15 protein-coding genes are annotated in these 23,227 nt (G+C 54.9%); 4 read left to right on the plus strand and 11 right to left on the minus strand.

Annotation, left to right across the window (positions count from 1 at the left end):
* Position 1: 1 nt before the first annotated feature.
* The 6 genes from LF929_RS20275 to LF929_RS20300 all read right to left on the minus strand — a co-directional run bounded on the left by LF929_RS20275 (position 2) and on the right by LF929_RS20300 (position 11,334).
* Entirely contained in the window at positions 2–3,823 is a 3,822-nt protein-coding gene (locus LF929_RS20275) for a cellulose biosynthesis protein BcsC (protein WP_226092869.1), read from the minus strand.
* An 11-nt stretch (positions 3,824–3,834) separates the two neighbouring features.
* Entirely contained in the window at positions 3,835–6,378 is a 2,544-nt protein-coding gene (gene bcsB / locus LF929_RS20280) for a cellulose biosynthesis cyclic di-GMP-binding regulatory protein BcsB (RefSeq protein ID WP_226092868.1), read from the minus strand.
* Positions 6,375–8,465 carry a UDP-forming cellulose synthase catalytic subunit gene (gene bcsA / locus LF929_RS20285; protein WP_050570713.1) on the minus strand — a complete coding sequence of 697 codons (2,091 nt, stop codon included), beginning with the start codon at positions 8,463–8,465 and terminating at the stop codon, positions 6,375–6,377. Before bcsA ends, bcsB begins: the two co-directional genes overlap by 4 nt.
* Before the next feature lie 110 nt (positions 8,466–8,575).
* The gene (gene bcsQ, locus LF929_RS20290; RefSeq protein WP_038909333.1) at positions 8,576–9,391 is read right to left on the minus strand and encodes a cellulose biosynthesis protein BcsQ; all 816 of its coding nucleotides are present in this window, start codon (positions 9,389–9,391) and stop codon (positions 8,576–8,578) included.
* A complete protein-coding gene (bcsO, locus tag LF929_RS20295) occupies positions 9,382–10,014 on the minus strand; it encodes a cellulose biosynthesis protein BcsO (protein ID WP_038909334.1) in 633 nt (210 codons plus the stop codon). The genes bcsQ and bcsO overlap by 10 nt, the downstream gene beginning before the upstream one ends.
* Before the next feature lie 411 nt (positions 10,015–10,425).
* Positions 10,426–11,334, minus strand: a complete 909-nt coding sequence (locus LF929_RS20300) for an EamA family transporter (RefSeq protein ID WP_226092867.1) — start codon at positions 11,332–11,334, stop codon at positions 10,426–10,428.
* 199 nt (positions 11,335–11,533) lie between these two features.
* Here LF929_RS20300 and LF929_RS20305 point away from each other — a divergent pair, with 199 nt between their 5' ends.
* The 3 genes from LF929_RS20305 to LF929_RS20315 all read left to right on the plus strand — a co-directional run bounded on the left by LF929_RS20305 (position 11,534) and on the right by LF929_RS20315 (position 14,569).
* On the plus strand, positions 11,534–12,964 hold the full coding sequence (locus LF929_RS20305) for a PLP-dependent aminotransferase family protein (RefSeq protein WP_226092866.1): 1,431 nt from the start codon (positions 11,534–11,536) through the stop codon (positions 12,962–12,964).
* Between the two features lie 92 nt (positions 12,965–13,056).
* Positions 13,057–13,329, plus strand: a complete 273-nt coding sequence (locus LF929_RS20310) for a helix-turn-helix domain-containing protein (protein ID WP_210173965.1) — start codon at positions 13,057–13,059, stop codon at positions 13,327–13,329.
* Positions 13,322–14,569 (plus strand): type II toxin-antitoxin system HipA family toxin, encoded by a 1,248-nt coding sequence (locus LF929_RS20315; RefSeq protein WP_210173964.1) that lies wholly within the window; start codon positions 13,322–13,324, stop codon positions 14,567–14,569. The genes LF929_RS20310 and LF929_RS20315 overlap by 8 nt, the downstream gene beginning before the upstream one ends.
* A gap of 69 nt (positions 14,570–14,638) precedes the next feature.
* On the opposite strand, the gene dppF is transcribed toward LF929_RS20315, so the two are convergent.
* The 5 genes from dppF to dppA all read right to left on the minus strand — a co-directional run bounded on the left by dppF (position 14,639) and on the right by dppA (position 20,396).
* The gene (dppF, locus tag LF929_RS20320; RefSeq protein WP_038906044.1) at positions 14,639–15,646 is read right to left on the minus strand and encodes a dipeptide ABC transporter ATP-binding subunit DppF; all 1,008 of its coding nucleotides are present in this window, start codon (positions 15,644–15,646) and stop codon (positions 14,639–14,641) included.
* Positions 15,643–16,623 carry a dipeptide ABC transporter ATP-binding protein gene (gene dppD, locus LF929_RS20325; protein WP_038906045.1) on the minus strand — a complete coding sequence of 327 codons (981 nt, stop codon included), beginning with the start codon at positions 16,621–16,623 and terminating at the stop codon, positions 15,643–15,645. Before dppD ends, dppF begins: the two co-directional genes overlap by 4 nt.
* Before the next feature lie 23 nt (positions 16,624–16,646).
* The gene (dppC, locus tag LF929_RS20330) at positions 16,647–17,549 is read right to left on the minus strand and encodes a dipeptide ABC transporter permease DppC (protein ID WP_038906046.1); all 903 of its coding nucleotides are present in this window, start codon (positions 17,547–17,549) and stop codon (positions 16,647–16,649) included.
* Between the two features lie 12 nt (positions 17,550–17,561).
* Positions 17,562–18,581 (minus strand): dipeptide ABC transporter permease DppB, encoded by a 1,020-nt coding sequence (gene dppB / locus LF929_RS20335; protein WP_012886663.1) that lies wholly within the window; start codon positions 18,579–18,581, stop codon positions 17,562–17,564.
* A 207-nt stretch (positions 18,582–18,788) separates the two neighbouring features.
* Positions 18,789–20,396 (minus strand): dipeptide ABC transporter periplasmic-binding protein DppA, encoded by a 1,608-nt coding sequence (dppA, locus tag LF929_RS20340; protein ID WP_038906047.1) that lies wholly within the window; start codon positions 20,394–20,396, stop codon positions 18,789–18,791.
* 1,398 nt (positions 20,397–21,794) lie between these two features.
* Between dppA and LF929_RS20345 the strand changes: the two genes are divergently transcribed.
* Positions 21,795–23,114, plus strand: a complete 1,320-nt coding sequence (locus LF929_RS20345) for a 2-hydroxycarboxylate transporter family protein (protein ID WP_282577514.1) — start codon at positions 21,795–21,797, stop codon at positions 23,112–23,114.
* Positions 23,115–23,227 lie beyond the last annotated feature (113 nt).

Genomic DNA, 23,227 nt, shown 5'->3' on the forward strand with positions numbered 1-23,227 from the left:
CTTATTTACCTCCGAGCCCGTAGCGGAAATAGAGCTGTGCCGTGGTTTCGTTATAGTTGCCAAAGGTGTCATAGCCCATCTGCCCACCGACGGTCACGTCCTTGGTGACGCGATAATCCGCACCAACATGCACGTTGTAGCCGATACCGCTCTTGCTATCGCCCGCATAGTGGGATTCTTTGGTGAGCCCTTGTGACTCCGCGGCTTCCAGCAACGTCTGCCAGTCAGGGTTATTGGGAAAATAAGCGCTTCGATCGCGCGAGTAAGACTGGTATCCCACCGACACACCTGCCCTGACGTTCAGATCGTCATATTTCTGGCTCCACTCCACTGGGAACGACACGGAGACATAATCCTGCGGGCTGAAATAGCCCCCCTGACCGAAACTGTAGTACCCCAGGTCGTTGGCAAAGTTCATCCAGCTCAAACTAATACCGGTTTTCAACTCACGATCGCGGTCATGGAACGGTCGAATATAAGCGCCAGCATTCGCCATCACGCTGGTATTGCTCTTCACATTGTCACCAAGGTAACTGTAAGCGCCGCCGCCGCCATAGAACCCGATATCGCCGTTATCGTAGCTCAACAGCACATTGCCGCCGTTTTTGGTGACCTGTCCCCAGCGTTTGCCGGTCAGCGGATCTTTAGCACCGACATATGACAACAGGCTATCCGTCACTGCACGACGTTCCCCCGTCACCACCAGCGTCAGGAAATCCGTCAGTTTAGGCGACCACTGAACCCCGCCGACCAGAGTATTCAGCTCCTGACCCAACGGCGTACTACCCAGGTCAACTTTATAATTCTTGCCGATCAGCGCCAGATTCAATTCCGCGCCGGACATCCGTTGCTGCTTAACCGACCCTGCGGCATTAGCACCAGATAGCCCCAGCGCGGCTTGCGCTTGCTGATTCGCGGACTGGAATAACGACTGGACCCCAAATTTCGTCAAGCCATCACCATCCACCGATCCGGCATTCATGGTAACGGGGGTGACGCCGAAATTGATACGCGAACTACCAAACAAACCGCTCGACCAGACCATTGGCGCTTTCGCCTCGGTAAACCGGCTTAAACCCGACTCACCGTCGCGGGATCGAATCTGCACACCGGTTTGCACCCAGCCACCGCTATCCCGCTCCAGGTCGTCCATCATGGTGTTGATCTGGCTGAGTGTTGCCGTTGGCTGTTGCGTCCCCGTGCCTGCAACCACCGTGGTATCACCGCCAGTAGTATCAGGACGTTGCTGCCATGGCATCACGCCGCCATACGCAGAAGGGTTACTGGCCTTGCGGGTGGCAGCCAGTGTCGAGCGATCGATGAACGGATTATCCGCCATCGCCAGGCCACCAATTGCGGGCGTTTTGCCCGGCGTGGCCCCGTCCAGCCCCACCGCTTTAGCACGGGCAGTTTTCAGGTAAGCCAGCGCCTGATCGCGGTTACCTTCGGCATCCGCCACCCGGGCCAGCAATAACAGCCGCTCCGGCGTCTGCTCACCCTGCAACCCGGTTGACAGTGCGTGCGCCTTTTGCACGTCATGGCGTTCCAGCGCCACATTGATGGCACCGACACGGGCTTCCTGTGTCGGCGTATCGTGCGCCAACAGATAGTCGTAAACGTCTGCCGCCTCTTTGTTCATTTTGCCGGACTGATATAACCGGGCCATCGCGAACATCAGGTCGGTATTTTTCGGATCGCGTTGCAACGCACGGGCCAGCTTGTCATACGCCTGCGCATACTGCTGGTTCTCCCGCAGACGGTCGGCTTCTCGCACCACAAAACCGGTGCGCAGTTCATCCAGCTGCGCAGGCGTGCTGCGCGCCACCAGCTCAGGACGGCTCAACCACGACTGCGCTTCATCACCCAGCCCTGCCTGATTCAGTACCCCGACCTGATCGGCATAATCGCCTGCATTGCCCTGTACACCGCGCTGCATATTGCTGCGTACCACCGCCACGGCAGCGGTAGTATCGCCCGACGCGGCGAGCGCCCGGGCCAGTTTACCGGCATCCGCCGGGTTATCCGGCGGTGTCACCGACAACGCCCGCAAGGTGTTGGCAGCCGCGGCGTTCTCACCCCGCGACAGATACACCTGAGCGGTCGCCATCTGCAAATTGAAATTGACGCGTCGCGCCAGACTGCGACTCTCTTCATTCTGGTCGCGCGGCGGAATACGTGACAGCAACGTGCTGGCCTGTTGCCAGGCGTTATTTTCGCTGGCGAACAATGCCGCCGCGTAGAGGTCATCCCCACTGGCACCGGCACGGAACAAAGGCTGCATTACCGAGGTGGCGGCAGCGGTATTACCCTGTTGCTGGTAAATCCGCGCCAGATCGAGCCTCAACCAGCCGTCGTTCGGGAAACGCTGCACCCCTTGTTGCAACAGACCAATCGCCCTGGTTGTGTCACCCACCGCCAGTGCTTGCTTGGCTTCATTACGAATCGGCGTGCTGGTCGCGACCGGACGCGGTGCCATGCTGCGACGCACATTCTCTGGTAACGCCGCAAACAGGGTATTGGCTTCAGCGGTGCGGTTTTGCTCGCGCAACACGTAATACAACCCTTCTTTGGCATTACGGTTGTCCGCATCGGTTTGCAGGATGTCACGGTACAGACGCTCCGCCTGCGGAAAATTGTTGGTGCGGCGCAGCACATCAGCCCGGAACAGCTTCGCCGCCATCCCTTTATCACCGCTCGCCTGCACCAACGGCTCGCTCAGGCTCAACGCCTGTGCAGTATTGCCGCTTTTCATTGCCTGCTGGGCATTCGCCAGTTGAGCGTAGAAACGGGCATCCTCGGCCTGCTGCTGACGCTGCGTGCTGTTCTCGCCGCCCTGCCGGGCCGCTCTCTCCAGATAGGACGCCGCAGCGGCAAAATCACCACGCCGCTGGGCCGCATAGCCCATCCCCGCCAGCGCGTCTGCATCTTCCGGGTTAGCCTGCAACACCTGACCGAACGCCGTTTGCGCACTGGAGAGATCGCCGCTATTCAGCGCGGTAAAGCCTTTGTCTTTCTCGTTGCCACCCACATTTTTGCGGTAATAATCCATCACCGCCGTATCCTGTGGATGTCGCTGCTGATAAAGCTGATAGAGCGGCGCGTCCTCGGCTTTCGGGCCCAGCCATAACAGCGCCTGACGCATCCCCTGATCCGCATCGGTACTGCCCGATGCCAGCCCGCTCAATATCTGCAACCCTTCACGGCGGGTCGGCTCCTGATAGGTCAGTGCCTTGCCGAGCGCGACCGCAGCGCTGGTATCCTGCGGGTGCGCCGCAGTAAACTCGCGCAAATGGTCAATCGCCTGTGGCAGTAATGTCCGGTCACCCGCCATGGTCAGATAGTATTCAGCCGCGATGCCAGCAGGCGGCTGGTTACCGCTAAACAGATTGCGCCAGGTTTGCAACGACGCACTGATATTACCGCTGCGGGCCTGTTGGCGCGCCAGCGCCAGTTGCGACTGTGGGATGGCCGCCGCCTGGCGGGCATTATCCAGCGACTGCAAGAGCGGGTCCTGCGGCGATACCTTGCTCAAACGTTCGCGCCATTTGGCGGCTTCAGCACCGTCGCCGCTGTTCTGGGCGTACAGCGCCATCAAATACAGCGCCTTGGTATTGTTGGCATCCACCATCAGGATTTTCTGCAACGCACTACGGGCAAGATCGTCATGAGAACGTTGATGCCAGTAATCCGCCTGATCAAACAGCGCCTGTAACGCCGGATTAGTCTGTGCCGCCAGTGCGCACGTCGACAGCATGCCGCTGACCACCACCCCGGTAAGAGACAGTGACTGACGGATGCGGGCTGTTAAGGTCGTTATTTTCATACGTAGCTCGCTTATTTTTTATCCGTTCCCGCATCACGTCGGGTCGACAGCCTTTTTTCCGCCAGACGCCGGAGAACCGATGTCAGGCCCAGCCCTACCGCCGCTGCCAACAGCAACGCCATCACCGCCAGATACACCGAGTGCTGATTGGCGTACCAGACGATCATCATGTACCAGGGCATTTCACCGCTGGGGAACTGCGGCCCTACCCGAAAACTGCGCACGCCGTTCTCATCGGTAATGATGGCAGTATCGCCCCGCACCGCGGCGTTAATGTTGGGTGAGTTCAGGTCGCCATATAAGCGCAATAGCTGTTCATCGCTGCTACCGGTCGCGACCACCACCACATGACTGGAGCTCCACGGTGAACGGTAACTCAGAAAACCACGCCAGGCCTGATTAGACGAAAAATAACGGTCAGCATCGATCGGCGTGCGCTCCCAGTCACCGGTCATCAACGTACGCAAATGGGCCCACGTACTCGGCGTCTTAACGCCAAAGGTGTGAGGGTTCACGGTGTACGGTGAATCGGACAGCAAGGTTTGGTTAAACGCGGTCTGCTGCAAGGTGGTCACGGTCAGCACGTCACTGTTTTCCAGCTTCTGGCGATCAGCGGCATTGGTCGGCAGGCCAAACATCACACGGTTATGATTGAGGCTTACCCCGGTGGCATCACCGGCACGACCCGCCAGGTCCAGCAGCAAACCAATTTCAGCATTGCTCGGGTTTTCCGGCAGCAGCATCACGGTCTGGGCATAATCCGCCTGACGGCTAAACGGGAATGCCACCCCCACGAAGTAGGAGAGGTTCGGCAACATGGTGAAATGGCGCGTGCGACTCAGATCGATAGACGAACTGTCGGCAATCTGGCTCTTGATATTGTTGTTGAGCAACACACTGCACGGCGCGTCATCCTTTGCCCGAATATTGAAATAGAGCTGGAACTGGTTGTATCCGTAAATCAAATACGGATCCACTTTAAGCGTATAGTTCTCCTGACGGGAGTCTCCCCCCATCTCACGCCATAGCTCTTGCAGTACACCAATCTTATTCACCGTCAGATTGCGCAAGAAGGTACCGTTGAGCATCACATTCAGGTACGAGCGTTGCTCGTCAATCCAGGATTCTGACGGGAAACGGTAATTAACGGTGACTGGAACGGTATCGCCATCCCACAAGAACAAGTCCGGTGCGGCACGAAAATTAATACGCAGAGCCTCATGCCACAACCCATTGACCGTCATACTTTGATCGTTGCGCAACAATTCACTCAACCGTACCGGTCGGTCGGTATTAATCCAGCGCGGTGCGTCGTAGGCACGACGAAACGGTATCTTCTGCGGTGTGACCGACAGGCTTGAGGCATCACCGGTGAATGGCTGGCTAACCAGACGGTAGGCCGCCTGTCGTAATTGCTCGTCATCCTTACCAACCACCAGCAGCAGCTTGTAAACCGGGTTCACTGGGTTATCAATCAGTTGCAAGGTAGGGTCTGCCACCTCAGGCAACGTCAGCGTGCCGACCTTATCTCCCGGGCGGCCGAACACGATGCCGCTTTTCTCAGGCAGCGCATCACGTATTACCGGGAACGTCACGCCGTAGCCGTCCATCCGCATCCCCAGCCAGGAGGCCACCAGCGAGGCGGCACTCACCTCTGAAGGGTTCACCGTGGTCGGGAACACCATCGTCACGGTTGCAGGCGTCATCTGCAACGGGTCGATAAACGGGCGCGGGAAATTCTCCAGCCGGGTACCGATATCCAGTTGCTGACCTTCCAGATGCAGCATCGTCGTCGGCAAAATGGTCAGGTTGTAACGGGTCGCGCTATCGCGCTCACACAGCAGGCGATCGGCATCGTTGATGCGAAAACTCAGGTTGTTGCTGGACACCACCATCGCGGCAGGAATATCCAACTGAAACAACGTGCTGTCGCCCGTCGCCGCACTCAATGGCACGGTGCCCAGCGGCTGGCCGTTTAACATCAGTTGCATCGACGTATTCAGCGCCGCCAGTTCCGGCGACACCCGCAACGCCAAATCCAACCGTGCGTTAGTCACAACCTGATCGCCAGGCAGGGTAAAAATCACCCCGGCCTGCACCTGTCCCCCGGCCAGGGTAATGCCCTGCGCTTGCCCCATCTGCGCGACGGAGACATCACTGGACAATGGCTGATAACCTGCCGCCGGATCGCCCACTGGGGTCGGCAACAGCATCGAAGGCGTTGTCAGCGGCGACGTCGTTTCTGGTACGACTGGGGACGGTGCCGCCGGTGTAACCGGTGCTGTCGATGATAATGGTGATGACGCTGGCGATACCGTCGGTGAGGTTACCGGCGGCATATCAGGTAAAGGTGCCTGTGCCGGTGTTGGCGCAACTGTCGTCACAGGCGTCGGCTCGGCCGTCGTCGGCTGCGGACTATTGCCACCGGGGCTCAGCATCGAGGGCAATGGCTCATCGGCAGCATCACCGGCAGCCAGCACACCATGAACACACAGCGCCAGCACACTGCCGACACACAAAGGCAACAGCGCTTTGATAAAACGTGGCGTTATCATGCTGCAACGTCCTCCTTCTTCAGGTCGGCTTTTCTGCTACGGCCTCTCACACTCATCCAGAAGAACGCGCAAACAGTGCACACTACCGCCCACAGAGAACGCAAAGGACGATCTTTCTGCCAGGGCTGGCTCATCCAGGCATCCGCACGAGACAACACCACGCGCACCAGCGCCCGACGCTGGGCCAGTGGAATATCGTCAAATTGCAGGCGAATAATGTCGTCATCTGCCGCCACCGACTGCGCTGGCAGACAGATTTCGCTGGATTGCAGCAACAACTCCACCGCTTCAATTTCATCGGTTTTATGGCGCTGATCCGGCGCTTTAAGCTGTACCCCGCCCATCGACAGATTGATGGTCGTGGTACGTGAAGCAATACCGCTGGCGTAATGGATGATAGCGGGCACATCCACATCGATACGGATGGTCTTGCGCACCTGCTTGGTTTCCCGGGCTACGGCTATCGCCGCCAGCAGGGTCAGTAAGCTAAACAGCGCCCACCCGACGTTCAGCAACATCACATAAGGGTCAACGTTAAAATAGTCATGCGCCACGATACGGGTAATACCGGCACACACACCTGCCACCAGCAACACCGCCGCAACGATATGCGGACGCACAATGCGGAAATCAAAAAAACCTTCGTCCAACAAACCGCCTTTATCAGTTACGTTGAACTTGCCGCGCGTCGGTGAAAACAGGGTAACGATAGTCGGGATAACCAGATGGAACGCCATCACCGTTTCATAAATTTCACCCCAGAAGCTATAGCGAAAACGCCCGTTCATACGCGAGTTGACGTACATCGATACCACCAGATGTGGCAGCGCATAGGCGAAGATCATGGCCGCTGAGGCATGAATAATATTGAGATTAAACAGCAGATAAGCCAGCGGCGCAGTCAGGAACACCACACGCGGCAAACCAAACTGGAAATGCAGCATGGCGTTGAGGTAACACAACCGTTGCGGCAAGGTCAGTCCGCGCCCGAATAACGGGTTATCGACCCGGAAAATCTGCGTCATCCCGCGCGCCCAGCGGGTACGCTGAATCACATGCAGTACCAGTCGTTCCGTCGCCAGTCCCGCTGCCAGCGGAATTGACAAAAACGCGGACTTCCAGCCTTTACGCTGCATCTTGATGGCGGTATGCGCGTCTTCCGTTACGGTTTCCACCGCAAAACCACCGATCTCCATCAACGCCGAGCGACGAATCACCGCACAGGAACCGCAGAAAAAAGCAGCGTTCCAGAGGTCGTTGCCTTGCTGCACCGGCCCGTAAAACAGTGCGCCTTCGTTTGGCATATCCCGCGCTGCGCGCAGGTTACGTTCGAACGGGTCCGGCGAATAAAAGTAGTGCGGCGTCTGCAACAGAGCCAGTTTCGGGTCTGACAGGAAGGGGCCCACCGTAGCCTGCAGGAAGATACGCTTGGCGACATGGTCACAGTCAAATACGCAAATCAGCTCACCCTGGGTCAGCTTGAGCGCATGGTTAAGGTTACCGGCCTTGGCGTGCGAGTTGTTATCGCGGGTGATATAACCGATGCCAGCCTGCGAGGCGAACACAGCGAACTCACTGCGTTTACCGTCATCCAGCAGATAAATTTTCATTTTCTCGCGCGGATAATCGATGCACTGCGCCGCCAGTACCGTATCACGCACCACATCCAGGCTTTCGTTATAGGTAGGAATATACACATCCACCGTCGGCCACAATTGCGTGTCCTCCGGCATCGGCTCAATGACGCGCTCCAGCGGCCAGGCAGTCTGCAGAAAGCCTAATAACAACACAATCCAGACATAGAACTCGGCAATAAACAGCCCAATACCGAGAATGGCTTCAATTTCAGAATTGAAATGCAGGGTTGCTGTTGCTCGCCAATATATATAGCGCGTCGAAGAGAGTACCGACAAAATAATCAGTATCAGCGTCACCTGCCGACTTTTATTGAAACCCAGCAACAACATCAATGCCAGACTAATCAAACCAAAAATATATTGTTTTTCACTATCCATTGGGGTGATAACAATCACCGCCGCAACCGGTAACAATAGCAACAGCACGGCTAAAAACAGGATCTTTTTCATCGATTATCCTGATATTTAATTGATGGAAAATATTTGCGCGCACACACCTTGTGCCGGGAAAACCAGCCGGAGAATATCAATTTCTTCACAAATATAGCCGGAACCGGCGACTAGTGGTTCATTACAGCCTGATAGGCTGGCAGATCGGCGTGAACTTCTCCATTGCCAATTCGAATATCCAGCAGCGCAGCAACGCGCTTTCCAATCAGTTCGATATCAAATGCAGCGGCAGACACCGGGCTGAAATCAAAAATAGAGCGTTGTGAAGCATTGGCTTCCGCCACGCTTTCATCGCGGTGCACACTGCCTATCAGTTTGTCCGCCATGCGTTGCTGAACAAACGAGGTGACCTGACTGCTGACCGCACGACGGTTATCCGTCTGATTGAGCAGCAGGTAAGAGCCTTTACGGTGGTTGAGAGGCTGCCCTGTCAGCTTGTTGCCTTCAACATGTGGCATCAGCGACAAAGAGGCCGTATCCGCCATCATCACCACCAAATGCAGGTCGGCCAGTTCCGTCATGGCCTTCAGGGCCGGGCTTGGTCCCGGCGGAAAATCCGCCACGATTACCAGCCCCGGATAATTCATCACCGAACTGAGGCCACGTTTAAGAAACAGTGGGTCGCTCGCCAGACGGTGCTCAAATGCCAGTCGCTGCTCTTCGGTGACATTGCCGTAAGGCAGCACAAAAATGTTATCGCCCGAGGTCATAATAGACTGGCTCCAGTCCGCCGTTTCATCGGATTTCGCGACATAACCACGTTCGTCGCCAAGCGGCACGCCAAAATGCAGACGCAACGCATTCTGCACATCGAAGTCGATCGCCAGCACTTTGCTACCCCCACGGGCCAGCGCATATGCCAGATTAGCCGCCATGGTGGTTTTACCGACGCCACCTTTCGGAGAACAGACACAAACTAACGGCATAACGCAATTTTCTCCAACAAGGGTTTTAATAACATCGTCTTGGAACCCGAATGGGTTTCATCATGACGTTGAACGTTGAATAACTGGCGGAATCGCCCGGTATCGGTAGCCATTGACGCATCGTCCGTGACAGGAACCGACAGCATAGGTGCCGGTGATAACGGACGAGGCCGTACCGCTTCGGGTTGCAACACCGCGTTGCTCCCGGTGACCACCGGTTGCGGTTGTTGTGGTTGAGGCTGTGGTGGTATTGGTGGCAGTGGTTGTACGTGTGGCGCAGGCGCTACCCCGGCAGGCGGCAATGACGCAGCAACAGCACTCAGCAGCGAACGTGAATCATCCACTGGCGTATCAGTAACCAGAGGAGAAGGAGGCGCCACGCGACGAGGCGATGTCGGCACGGTCGCAGACAAGGCGTGCAGGTTCGCGGGCACAGGTTGTGCCACACCCACCGCTTGCGCACCAGACAGCGAATCGTCATCCGCCTGATTGCGCAACAGTTGTTTCATGATCGGCCAGACGACAGTGTCAGATTGCAATACCTGTCCGGACATGTCCCTGAAATTAATATCTTTTATCTGGGCTTTATCCTTAAAGCGTTGCATATCATCGTAACTATTCATCTAACTGACATTTCCCTGGAAAAGGATGACGGCTAAATAGCGCGGAACAACAGCGCAAAAAACGCTCTTTTAAGATTAGTCTTATACCGAGATTTGTGATGAAGGTAAATTACCCAAGAAAAATAAATAACTATTCTATAAGTAAACTTTTCGCTCTCTAACGTGTTTGAAGCAACATAATCTATCGGCTAAACGTTCACTGACTTGATAGTTAAATTCACGCTAATTACAGCGGAAACTACTCCTTCAAGGCGGTATAATAAATGTACTGCGAGAAGATAGTCTAATCTCCACCCGAAATCCACGATTAAATATTAATCAAACTGTTAAAATAAATTAAATAATCACCCCATCAATACGTGTCTTGCGCAACCGTGCGGTGTGAACGCCGTGATACAGCAGGACACCTTGTTACGACTGTCGCACCCATCGCAACAGCCATAGCCGTGTGCCAAATACATTGACCAGTAATCCCAGCATAACCAACGCCGCCCCTGACAGTTGCCTGCCGGACAGACTTTCCCCCAGTAAGAGCGACGCACTCAGTATGCCAACGACCGGCACCAACAACGACAACGGCGCAACCCGCCAGGTCTCATAGCGTGACAACAAATTGCCCCAGATGGCATACCCAATCAGCGTAGAAATAAACGACAGATACATCAGCGCCAGCATCGTCGGCAAGCGCATCGCGGTCAGGCTTGCGACGATGGTGTCCGCACCGTCGAATACCCAGGAACACAACAGAAACGGCCCCACCGGAATCAACGCGCTCCAGACCACCAGCGACATAGCGTTGACCTGATAACGACGCATAATTTGCTTGTTACAGAGATTGCCACAGGCCCAGGAGGCCGCAGCGGCCAGCGTCAGCATCAACGTGGTCAGTGTCATACCCGTCAGTGAGGTACTAGCGGCATGCCCCCCGGACAACACCACCATGCCCAGTGCTGCCACCACAATCCCCAGCCAGTGATTCCATTGCAGGCGCTCACCCAGCCACCATGCCCCCAGCATCAGGGTAAAAAACGCCTGCGACTGGAGAACTAATGACGCCATGCCAACCGGCATCCCCATTTTTATGGCGCAAAACAGAAATGCGAACTGCCCGAAACTGATGGTCATACCATAAGCAGCCAGCCAGCGTAGCGGCAACGCCGGGCGTGGCACCACTAAAATAGCTGGCAGCACCACCAGCAAAAAGCGCAACCCGGCCAGCAAAAATGGCGGCATATCATGCAAGCCAATCTTCATCACCACAAAATTCACACCCCATACCACCACCACGCACAATGCCAGCAACCGATCCTTTATTGTCATTTTTATCTGCCTTTAAACGTCACACCTGTGAGTAAGCTACTGGCAAACAGGTACAGCCGACAGATACAGTTATACGCAATGACAGGTAATACAGAGCACCGACTGACAAACAGATAGAGGCGCCACACGACGGAATTTGCCTGTCACCCACGCTTCAACGTAACCTGTCGGCATCACTGTCGACGCCAGGGACTTCCCGATGCCAGACCTGCCCCGTTACCGTCAAATCGCCGACCATTTTATTCAGGCTATCCAGAGCGGCACGTTGCCCATCCATCATCGGCTCCCCTCAGTACGGTCACTGGCGCAACAACATGGCATCAGCGTCACGACCGCGATGAAAGTCCTGCGAACGCTGGAAGATGAACATTTCGCCCTCGTGCGCCCCAAATCCGGCTTTTTTGTCGTCGCCCCAGGTCGCAATACGATCACCTGTGCGCCACAGCCCGTCGCGCTGCCCGTGCTCGATGAACAAACCGAATTACATCTGTCGCTGGTAGGTACGGAATGCCGGGTGCGACTCGACCTGGCGAATGGCGATAACGCGCTCTATCCGCTGAAAAAAATGGGCAGACTCATCCGTCAGGCCAGCTACACCAATCCCATGATGCTGGGTAACGACGTCAAGGGTAGCGGCTACCTGCCGCTAAAAGAAGAAATTGCCCGCCGGGCGCTGGATTACGGCTGCCACCTGCATCCTGACGATATCCTGATCACCAACGGCTGCATTGAAGCGCTGTCGTTGTCATTGCGGGCGGTCACCCGCAGCGGTGACGCGGTAGCGGTACAGTCTCCCTGCTATTTCGTGCTATTGCAGATGTTGCGCAATCTGGAATTGCGGGTAGTGGAAATCGGGCAGGACGCCAGCGGGCATGTGGATGTGGCGCAACTGGAATCCCTGTTCAGTCAACGTCAGGTCAGCGCGTTCATCTCACTGACCAATATCAACAACCCGCTCGGCACCAGCCTGCCAGATAGCTATAAGCGCCGCATCGCTGAAGCAGCGGACCGCCATGATATCGCACTGATTGAAGACGATACCTTTGCCGATACCGCCTTTGGCGAGCAGCGGCCGTTTCCATTACGTGCATTCAGCCCCAATGTGCTGCTCTGCAACGGTTTTTCCAAAACAGTCGGCCCCGGCATCCGCATCGGCTGGATCAGCAGCTCACGCTGGCGTCATAAGCTCGCCGCCCTCAAATTTACCTCCACCATGGGCACGTCACTGACGCCACAGGTGGCATTGGCTGAACTATTGCGCAACGGCGGTTATGACGCTCACTTGCGCAAACTGCGCCGCGAACTCGCAGCTCAGGTCGGGCGACTGCGTCAGGCGGTGCAGCATTACTTCCCAGTCGGCACACAAATTTCACAGCCGCAAGGCGGTTACGCCATTTGGGTTACGCTGCCACCAGGCTGTTGCTCGTCACGCGAGCTGTTTTCCCGTGCCCGGCAAGAGGGGATCGGTATCGCACCGGGGCACATCTTTGCCACCGACCAGCGCTACGACCACTGCCTGCGGCTCAACGCCGGTTTCGGCTGGAATGAAGAGGTACACGAGGCTATTCAATTGTTAGCGCGCTGGGTGCAGGAACCCCACCATGTCGCCATGAGGATTACGAAGGTATAACCAAATAAAAAATGCTACTCTAGTGGCAATAAAGATCATTTTTCCTCATTAATTGCTACCATTATAGCAATAAAGCCATCTGGAGCCTCAGAATGCTATCGCTATACACGGCTTACGATATTCAACAGAAATTCAAACAACATCTGAAAGAAATGCGCAAACATCGCAAGCTCTCTGTTGATGCACTAGCCCGGCAGTCCGGTGTCCCCAACAGCACCATCCGCAAATTTGAAGCGACAGGAAATATCTCTCTCAGACAGTTTCTGATGTTGTACGAAGTCCTGGGTAACCTAAGCGACCTCAACGCACTCACCAGCCAGGTACATGCCCCCACCAGCATCGAAGAGGTGCTTAAAAATGCTTAGTGTACCTCTGGAAGTCATACGCCGCCTGAGCAATGGCCGGGAAGAACGTGTTGGACAACTGGCGGAAAACCGACAGGGTGTCTATTTCCAGTACAACACAGACTATCTCGCTCGCCACAATTTCTCTCTCAGCCCTTTCAATCTGGAGTTTACTGGTCAGCTTCAGGCTGCGCCACGCCAACCTCACTATGGTTTACACGGCATATTTGCTGACAGTCTGCCTGATAGCTGGGGCTTGTATCTTATGGACCGCTTTTTCCGCCAACAGGGTTATAGCCCCGCACAAATGACGGCTCTGGAAAGGCTCGCTTTCATCGGCCACCGTGGTCCAGGTGCGTTACGCTATGAACCAGCGATGCCCCGTTCTGATGGCGTTGGTGAAGAGGTTATTGAGTTGATCCAATTGGGCCACGCCGCTATCGACGAATTCGAAGGCACGGAATCCAGTCTGATTGAACACTTGATGAATGCAGGGGGATCTGGTGGTGCCAGACCGAAGCTCAGCGTGACAAAAAAGCCTGACGGTACCTTTACCACACGCCAGGATACCGTGGGCGATAAGCTGCTGGTCAAGCTCACTTCAGAGAAATTCGCTCTCCAGCATGCTGAAAGTCAGATCGAATATCTCTATATGAAAATAGCCAGACAGGCCGGTATTGATGTCGCTGACTTTGAGTTGCTACCTGTCGGTGAAGGACGTTACTGGTTACAGCAGTCCCGATTTGATTGTATCGGTGACGCCGGTCGCTTACACATGGCATCTGCCAGTGGCTTACTGGATGCAAACTTTCGTGCACCCTCTCTGGATTATGTCGATCTGGTTAAAGCAACACGGCTACTGTGCGGCGTGGAAGAAGCCAGAAAATTACTGCGTCGGGCTCTGTTCAATTACCTGTTGGTCAACCAGGACGATCACGCTAAGAATTTTTCATTTCTGGCAGACGATCAGGATCACTGGCGACTTTCCCCATTTTACGATGTGGTCTACAGCCCTTCGCCACAGAGAGAGCATATGACGGCGTTTAATGGTCATGGCTCACGCATTACCTTAAGCGCAATGGAGCAACTGGCGGGGCAGGCTGGTTTATCAAAGACTAAAGAGGTTCTCAACATAGCGGATGAGCTCTATGACATCGCCAGAAACTTTCATCGGGAAGCCAGCCATTTCAGCCTCCCGGCACCACTGATTACCAGCATTCAGCAGGAGATCGATAGCAAGTGGCGGCAATTAAGGGAGTAAAGCGTGCCTGCTCGCCAATCGTAAAACAGCCCCGATTTTAGTCGGGGCTGTTTTTACTCACCACAGACGTCAGCTAACCTGACTGTCTTCCTGCTCCACCGCGAAACAGGCGACCAGTTGCTCACCGTGCGGTTTCAGTTGCGGTTGCAACTGGGTGCAGGTGCCGAAACGGTGCTGGCAGCGCGCATTGAAGGCGCAGCCCGGCGGCGGGTTCAGCGGGCTTGGCAGCTCACCAGTCAGTTTGATACGTTCACGGCGAGCATCTGGATTGAGACGTGGTGTCGCAGACAACAGCGCCTGGGTGTACGGGTGACGCGGATTGTTGAAAATCGCGTCTTTGCTGCCTTTCTCCACGCAGCGGCCCAGATACATCACCATCACTTCATCAGCAATGTGTTCCACCACCGACAGGTCGTGCGAGATAAACACGTAAGACAGCCCCAGATCCTGCTGCAAATCCATCATCAGGTTCAGCACCTGCGCACGCACCGATACATCCAGTGCGGATACCGGTTCATCGGCAATCACCACGTCCGGATCCAGCATCAACCCGCGGGCGATAGCGATACGCTGGCGCTGGCCGCCGGAAAACATGTGTGGATAGCGGTCGTAATGCTCGGTTTTCAGGCCCACTTTCGCCATCATCGCCAGTGCTTTTTCACGGCGCTCCGCCTTGGTGAGCTCGGTGTTGATCACCAGCGGCTCTTCCAGGATCTGCCCGACCTTTTTACGCGGGTTGAGTGACGCGTAGGGGTTCTGGAACACGATCTGGATTTTCTGCCGACGCAGCTTTTGCGCCGTCGGGTCAGGCTTGAGCAAATCCTGTCCCTGATAGTACAGCTCGCCATGCGACGGCGTTTCAATCATGGTCAGCAGGCGTCCCAGCGTGGACTTGCCGCAACCAGACTCGCCTACCACCGCCAGCGTCTTGCCACGTTCCAGCGTGAAGGACACACCGTCCAGCGCTTTCACCAGTCGCTCCGGCGCGAACAGCCCTTTTTTCACCGGGTAGTGTTTTTTCAAATCAATCGCTTCGAGCAGGTACGGCTGCCCGGCAGCATTCATGGTCTGGCTCATACGGTTGGCCTCCCCGCATCATCCAGCGGTGTGTGACATTTCACCTGACGACCGGGGATATCCCGCATCTCAGGCTCTTCCTGACGGCAACGATCGCTGGCGTACGGACAGCGCGGATTAAGCAGACAGCCCTGTGGTCGGTCATACTTACCCGGTACCACGCCCGGCAGCGATGCCAGACGAGATTTGTCGGCCGCGAATTCCGGCAACGCACGCAGCAGCGCCTGGGTATAGGGGTGACGCGGGGCGCGGAAAATATCCGCCGCTTTACCGGATTCCACCACCTGCCCGGCGTACATCACGATAATGTGATGCGCCGCTTCCGCCACCAACGCCAGATCGTGGGTAATCAGGATCAGCGCCATGTTCTCTTTCTGCTGTAACTCCAGCAGCAGTTCGATGATCTGCGCCTGAATGGTCACATCCAGCGCGGTTGTCGGTTCGTCTGCGATCAGCAGTTTCGGCCGACAGGCAATCGCCATGGCAATCATCACTCGCTGGCTCATCCCGCCCGACAACTGGTGCGGATAGACATCCAGCCGGGATTCCGGGTCAGGAATACCCACCTGGTTGAGCAGGTCAATCGCCCGCTGACGACGAGTTTTACGGTTGCCGCCCTGATGCACCTTGATGGCTTCCATGATCTGGAAACCCACGGTGTAACACGGGTTAAGGCTGGTCATCGGGTCCTGGAAGATCATCGCCACTTCCGCGCCCACCAGTTGACGCCGCTCCCTGTCGGAGAGCGTCTGCAAATCGCGCTGGTTGAACTCCAGCCGGTCAGCCATCACTTTACCGGGGAAATCAATCAACCCCATGATCGCCAGTGAACTGACGGATTTGCCGGAACCGGACTCGCCGACGATGCCGACCACCTGTCCTTGTTCCACCTGATAGCTGATGCGGTCTACCGCACGAAACGGCAGCCCCTCATCGCCAAAATGCACCGACAGTTTCTCTACATTGAGTAACGCCATCTCTCTACCTCTATCACTGCATGTTACTGCTTGAGTTTGGGGTCGAGAGCATCACGCAGGCCGTCCCCCATCAGGTTAAATGCCAATACCGTCAGCAGAATCGCCAGACCGGGGAACGTCACCACCCACCAGGCGCTCTGCGCAAACTGCAGCACGTCGGAGAGCATGGTGCCCCACTCTGGCGTAGGCGGCTGTGCGCCCATGCCGAGGAACCCAAGCGCAGCCATATCGAGAATGGCGTTGGAAAAACCCATTGATGCCTGCACGATCAACGGTGCCAGGCAGTTAGGGAAAATGTTGACGAACATCTGACGCAGCGGACCGGCCCCCGCCACACGCGAGGCGGTAACGTAATCGCGGTGCACTTCCACCAACACAGCAGCACGGGTCAGACGCACATAGTGCGGCAGCGATACGAAGGTCAGCGCCAGCGAGGCATTGACGATAGACGGGCCGAAAATCGCCACCAGCACCAGTGCCAGCAACAGACTCGGCAGCGCCAGCATGATATCGACCAAACGCATGATGGCCGCATCAACCGTACCGCCAAAGTAACCGGCGAGCAGCCCGAAAATGATGCCGAGGACAAGCGACATCACCACCACCAGACAACCCACCAGCAGCGACAGACGCGCGCCGTACATCAGGCGCGACAGCACGTCGCGGCCCACATCGTCAGTTCCCAGAATGTACTGCCAGCTGCCGCCTTCCTGCCAGACCGGCGGTTTAAGCAGCGCGTCGCGGAACTGTTCAGCCGGTGCGTGCGGCGCCAGTACGCTGGCACCAATCGCTATCACCAGCATCAGGATGATATACACCAGGCCGACAACAGCCCCTTTGTTACGTTTAAAGTAGTGCCAGAACTCCTGCAACGGGGTCATGGGCTTCGGCGCAGCCGTCGCTGCGGATTCGGTAACGTGAGTCATCCCGCGTCTCCCTTATTTCTTATGCCGAATGCGCGGGTTCACCACGCCGTAGAGCACATCCACCAGCAGGTTCACCAAAATGATCATGGTAGCAACCAGCAATACCCCGCCTTGCACCACCGGGTAGTCACGACGCTGCAACGCGTCTATCAACCAGCGGCCTAACCCCGGCCAGGAGAAAATGGTTTCTGTGAGGATGGCCCCGGCCAGCATGGTGCCGACCTGTAAGCCAATCACCGTCACCACTGGCAGCATCGCGTTACGCAACGCATGTACCACGATGACCCGCAGACGGCTCAGCCCCTTGGCGCGAGCGGTACGGATATAATCCTCGCCCAGCACTTCCAGCATCGCTGAACGCGTCATACGCACAATGACCGCCAGCGGAATGGTGCCGAGCACAACGGCTGGCAGCACCATGTGCATCACCGCGTCTTTGAAGTCGCCTTCCGCACCCCAAATCAAGGTATCGATCAGCATAAAACCGGTCAGCGGCAGGGAATCATCCAGGAACACAGTGTCGCCTACCCGGCCGGATACCGGCGTCAGGTTGAAATGCACCGACACCAGCATGATAAGCATCATGCCCCACCAGAAGATCGGCATGGAATAACCGGTCAGCGCGATACTGACAGCCGTATGGTCGAACACGGAACCGCGTTTGACCGCCGCCAGAACCCCTACCGGAATACCGACGATCACCGCGAAAATCATCGCGCAGGTGCCCAATTCCAGCGTAGCTTTGAAACGCGGCACGAATTCATCCCAAACCGGGATGCGGCTTTTCAGGGACATGCCCAAATCACCGTGCAGCACACCGTAGATATAGTGGACGTATTGCTCCCAGAGCGGCTTGTCCAGGCCAAGCTCCGCCATCAACTGCGCGTGACGCTCCGGGGAAATACCACGCTCTCCTGCCATGATCATTACCGGGTCGCCGGGGATCAGGTGCACGAAAGCGAAAGTCAGTAGGGTAATACCGATAAACGTTGGGATAACCAGCCCCAAACGACGGAGTATGAACTGCAACATATCCCGAACTCTCTGTGCTTTCTCGTATAGAGATAAAGGACTCGATGGTGCTCACCATCGAGCCTGACATTGCTCACTGCGTTAAAACGGGCGTTGAGCGCACCCTGCCGTTTCCCTACAGAAACACGCGTCTCCAGAAACACGCATTCCAAAAACAACAGGGGCGACAGCGCTGCCATCGCCCATAAGTGTGACGTGATGAGATAATTAGTCTATTGATACGTGGTTGAAGCTGTGTACGCCGCGCGGCTCAATAACGTAGCCTTTCACGTTTTTACGGATCGGTTCAAACACGGTGGAGTGCGCCACAATCAGTGCCGGAGCCTGATCGTGCATCACAACCTGAGCCTGTTTGTACAGTTCGATACGTTTGGCCTGATCAGACACCGCGCGAGCTGGCTGGATCAGGTCTTCGAACGGCTTGTAACACCACTTGGAGTAGTTAGAGCCTTTCTTCGCCGCATCGCAGCTAAACAGCGTCGCCAGGAAGTTATCCGGATCCCCGTTGTCGCCAGTCCAGCCCATCAGCACGGTCTGGTGTTCGCCCGCTTTAGCGCGTTTGAGGTACTCGCCCCACTCGTAGGTAACGATCTTGGCTTTCACACCGACTTTCGCCCAGTCAGCCTGAATCATCTCAGCCATACGGCGAGCGTTCGGGTTGTACGGACGCTGTACCGGCATCGCCCACAGATCTATCTCAAAGCCGTTTTCCAGACCGGCTTCTTTCAGCAGCGCTTTGGCTTTAGCCGGATCGTACGCGTAGTCTTTAACGTCGTCGTTATAGCCCCACATGGTCGGCGGAATCAGGTTTTTCGCTGCCTGGCCCGCGCCCTGGTATACCGCTTCGATGATAGCCTGCTTGTTCACCGCATACGTCAGCGCCTGACGTACTTTCACGTTATCCAGCGGCTTTTTCTCAACGTTGAACGACAGGTAACCGACGTTCAGGCCCGGTTTCTGCAGCAGTTCAATGTTCTTGTCCTGCTTCATGCTGGCCAGGTCGGCCGGGTTCGGGTACGGCATCACCTGACATTCGTCTTTCTGCAGCTTGGCGTAACGCACGGAGGCATCCGGCGTAATGGAGAATACCAGACGGTCGATACCCGGTTTGGTGCCCCAGAAGCTGTCAAAACGCTTGTAGAGAATGCGGGAGTCTTTCTGGTACTGCACCAACTGGAACGGACCGGTACCGATCGGATCCAGGTCGATTTTCTCCGGCGTACCGGCTTTGAGCATCTTGTCGCCGTATTCAGCGGACATAATGGACGCAAAATCCATCGCCAGGTCAGCCAGGAACGGTGCTTCAGCGTGGGTCAGTTGGAAGCGGACAGTATAGTCATCCACTTTCTCGATTTTGCTGATCAGGTCATTCATCCCCATGCCTTCAAAGTACTCGTAGCTGCCGCCGGAGACTTTGTGGTACGGGTGGTTGGCATCCAGCTGACGCTGGAAGGAGAACAGCACGTCGTCAGCGTTGAACGTACGGCTCGGTTTGAAATCTTTGCTGTCCTGCCACTTCACGTCTTTACGCAGGTGGAAGGTGTAAGTTTTACCGTCGGCGCTGATGTCCCATTTTTCGGCCAGACCCGGCTCGATTTCGGTAGTACCGTTCTTGAACTCAACCAGACGGTTATAGATAGGAATGGAGCTGGCATCAAACGTCGTACCAGACGTAAACAGCTGTGGGTTAAAGCCTTCTGGAGAACCTTCTGAGCAATATACCAGGGTTTTTGCCTGTACACCGGCGGCAACGGACAGCGCCAGCAAACCAAGGCCGAATTTCAGCACCCTTGATTTCATCAGGGATTTAGCCATTACATGAACTCCATTGTGGATGTTGTGTGTCAGCCAGACCTGTTTGTTGTCATCGCGACTGTTGTGATTACAACAGGGTTATCGCAACTTAGGTTATCGCGATGATTTTTATCGCGGTGGTCTGTACTTTTCTTCTATTTCAGCCTGAGGAGCGTGTCCAAAGACCAATGTAATAGTAAACAGGGAGAGACAACAGTGCGGGACAAGCAGGAAAAACCCCACCAGCCCTGTCGATTCAACCGTAATGATTCCTGGTCCTCTGCTGCTGTTCTCCTCCTTGTGACGCCCACAATGTGTCAACAGATCACAATCGCGTCAATATAACCTGTTAGGATTTACAAACAGAAACCACGGAATCATCAAGGTATAAAGTTAGCTCAATTTGCCACTGAGTTGGTGATAAAACCCACAAAATAACAAAAATCCAACAGAGAAAACCACATCAGAGCCATCATTCGATAATTATCACCACACAATAACTCATAGGAAAATCCTCTCGAATGGTGAATTACTGCACAATAAAGCGTGTTAAAAAGGTTAAAGTCAGGTGAAAATACTGACAAAACCCCTCGATGGTGATGTATTCCTATCATCCCTGACGATTGTTAGCCAACTATTTGCGCATTATAAAAAAACTTTATAGCACAGCGGCAAAAGCACCGAACACGGTGACAGAACGTGGTAGAGGCGGGTGATCGCCACGTCATGCCATTGCGTCCTTTACTTCGCCTGCCTAACACAGTGTAGATCATCGTGCAGTGTAGAATGCCCCAACGCTGAGATATCGTGAGCAAGGTCGAATACCGTTTGTTACCACACAGGAGGAGTATGGAGAGATAGGCACTCAGCTCCGGCGTTATTCGCTTCACACCATTCGCTTCACACCATCAATTAACGACAAGCGACATAACGATAAGCAACACAACAACAGCAACATAGCGGCAAGGTCAGGCAGAGATATCACATGAGGTTGGAGAAAAGGCGGGTTGAATACTTTATTTATATAACTTTAAAAAATTATTTTTCCATCCGTCGCTAGCGTGTTAACTTTATATAACACTGAATCAACCCTTCCATATAAATATCCCACCCACGATATTCACAAACTAATTTTAATTACAAAATGGCTAATTAAGCTACTTAAAAATGAATTGCTGTGCGGTTCACAATTCCCTAATATTTGCAGTGAACAACTATTATTTTTAACATTTCTCCATGCTAGATTACTTGCCACATTACTATAAAAATAACATCGCATCCGTCTTGGATGGTGCAGCACATGACTACGTGCTTTGCGCCCTGACTAAGTTTTCCACGTATTGCAGAGCAAACTGCTTATCTCTGTCCTAATGCCGCTACAACAGGGTGAATATAATGAAAAATATTGAAACTGAAATCATGAGCGATAACACGCTCGCTACCACCGCACCATCAGGCTTACTGGAAAGCCTGAATAAAGCTCGCATCGGATCAGTCCCTTTTATTCTCTTCCTGGTCATTTCCGCTGTTGTTTTTATTGCGTCTTATGCCAGTTATTTGCCTAAGAATATGATCGGCGGATTCGCGGTGATTATGACCATGGGCTTCCTGTTGGCGTATATCGGCCAGCGTATTCCTGTTCTGAAAGAAATCGGCGGCCCGGCTATTCTCTGCCTGATGGTGCCGTCAGTTCTGGTGTATTTTCATCTGTTCAACGCTAACACGTTGGATACCGTCAAGTTGTTGATGAAAGACGCCAATTTCCTTTACTTTGTCATCGCCAGTCTGGTTGTCGGCAGTATTCTGGGTATGAACCGCGTTATCCTGATTCAGGGGATGATCCGCATGTTCATTCCGCTGGTGGTGGGTACCGCTACGGCCGTCATTACCGGTTTGCTGGTAGGTAAACTGTTTGGCTACAGCTTCTATCACACCTTCTTCTTCATCATCGTGCCGATTATCGGTGGCGGTATCGGTGAAGGTATCCTGCCGCTGTCACTGGCCTACTCCGCTATCCTTGGTCACGCGCCGGATGTGTATGTCGCCCAACTGGCCCCAGCCGCTGTAGTCGGCAACATTTTCGCTATCATTTGCGCCGGTGTGCTGGCTCGTATCGGTGTATTGCGTAGCGACCTGAACGGTAATGGCAATCTGGTACGCAACGAGGCGGATAACGCGTTATTTGCCATAAAAGACACACCGAAGACGGTGGATTTCCACCTGATGGGTGGCGGCCTGCTGCTGATCTGTACCTTCTTCATCGTGGGTGGGTTGTTTGAAAAAGTGCTGCACATTCCCGGTCCGGTACTGATGATCCTGATCGCGGTATTGTGCAAATACGGTCGTATTATCCCTTCCAGCATGGAAACGGGTGCCAACAGCTTCTATAAATTCGTGTCCAGCTCACTGGTGTGGCCGCTGATGATCGGTCTCGGTATGCTGTACGTACCGCTGGAAAGCGTGGTCGCGGTCTTCTCCGTCGGTTACGTGGTGGTGTGTGGCTCGGTGGTGCTTTCAATGGCGCTGGTTAGCTTCTTCATCGCACCGTACCTGAAAATGTACCCGGTTGAAGCCTCCATCGTGACCAGTTGCCACAGTGGCCTGGGCGGTACCGGCGACGTCGCCATCCTGTCGGCCTCCAACCGTATGTCACTGATGCCGTTCGCACAAATCGCCACCCGTATCGGCGGTGCTTCTACCGTGATCGCAGCAACCCTGCTGTTGGGCTGGCTGGTGTAATCACCTCCACTGATTGCCATACTAAAAGGCCACGGATTTCGTGGCCTTTTTCGTTTTATACATCCAAACAACCACCACCTCCTAAGGAGGTGGTTTAACGCTGGCAATAAAAA

Origin of the sequence: Dickeya oryzae, from assembly GCF_020406815.2 — a bacterium.
GTDB lineage: Bacteria > Pseudomonadota > Gammaproteobacteria > Enterobacterales > Enterobacteriaceae > Dickeya > Dickeya oryzae.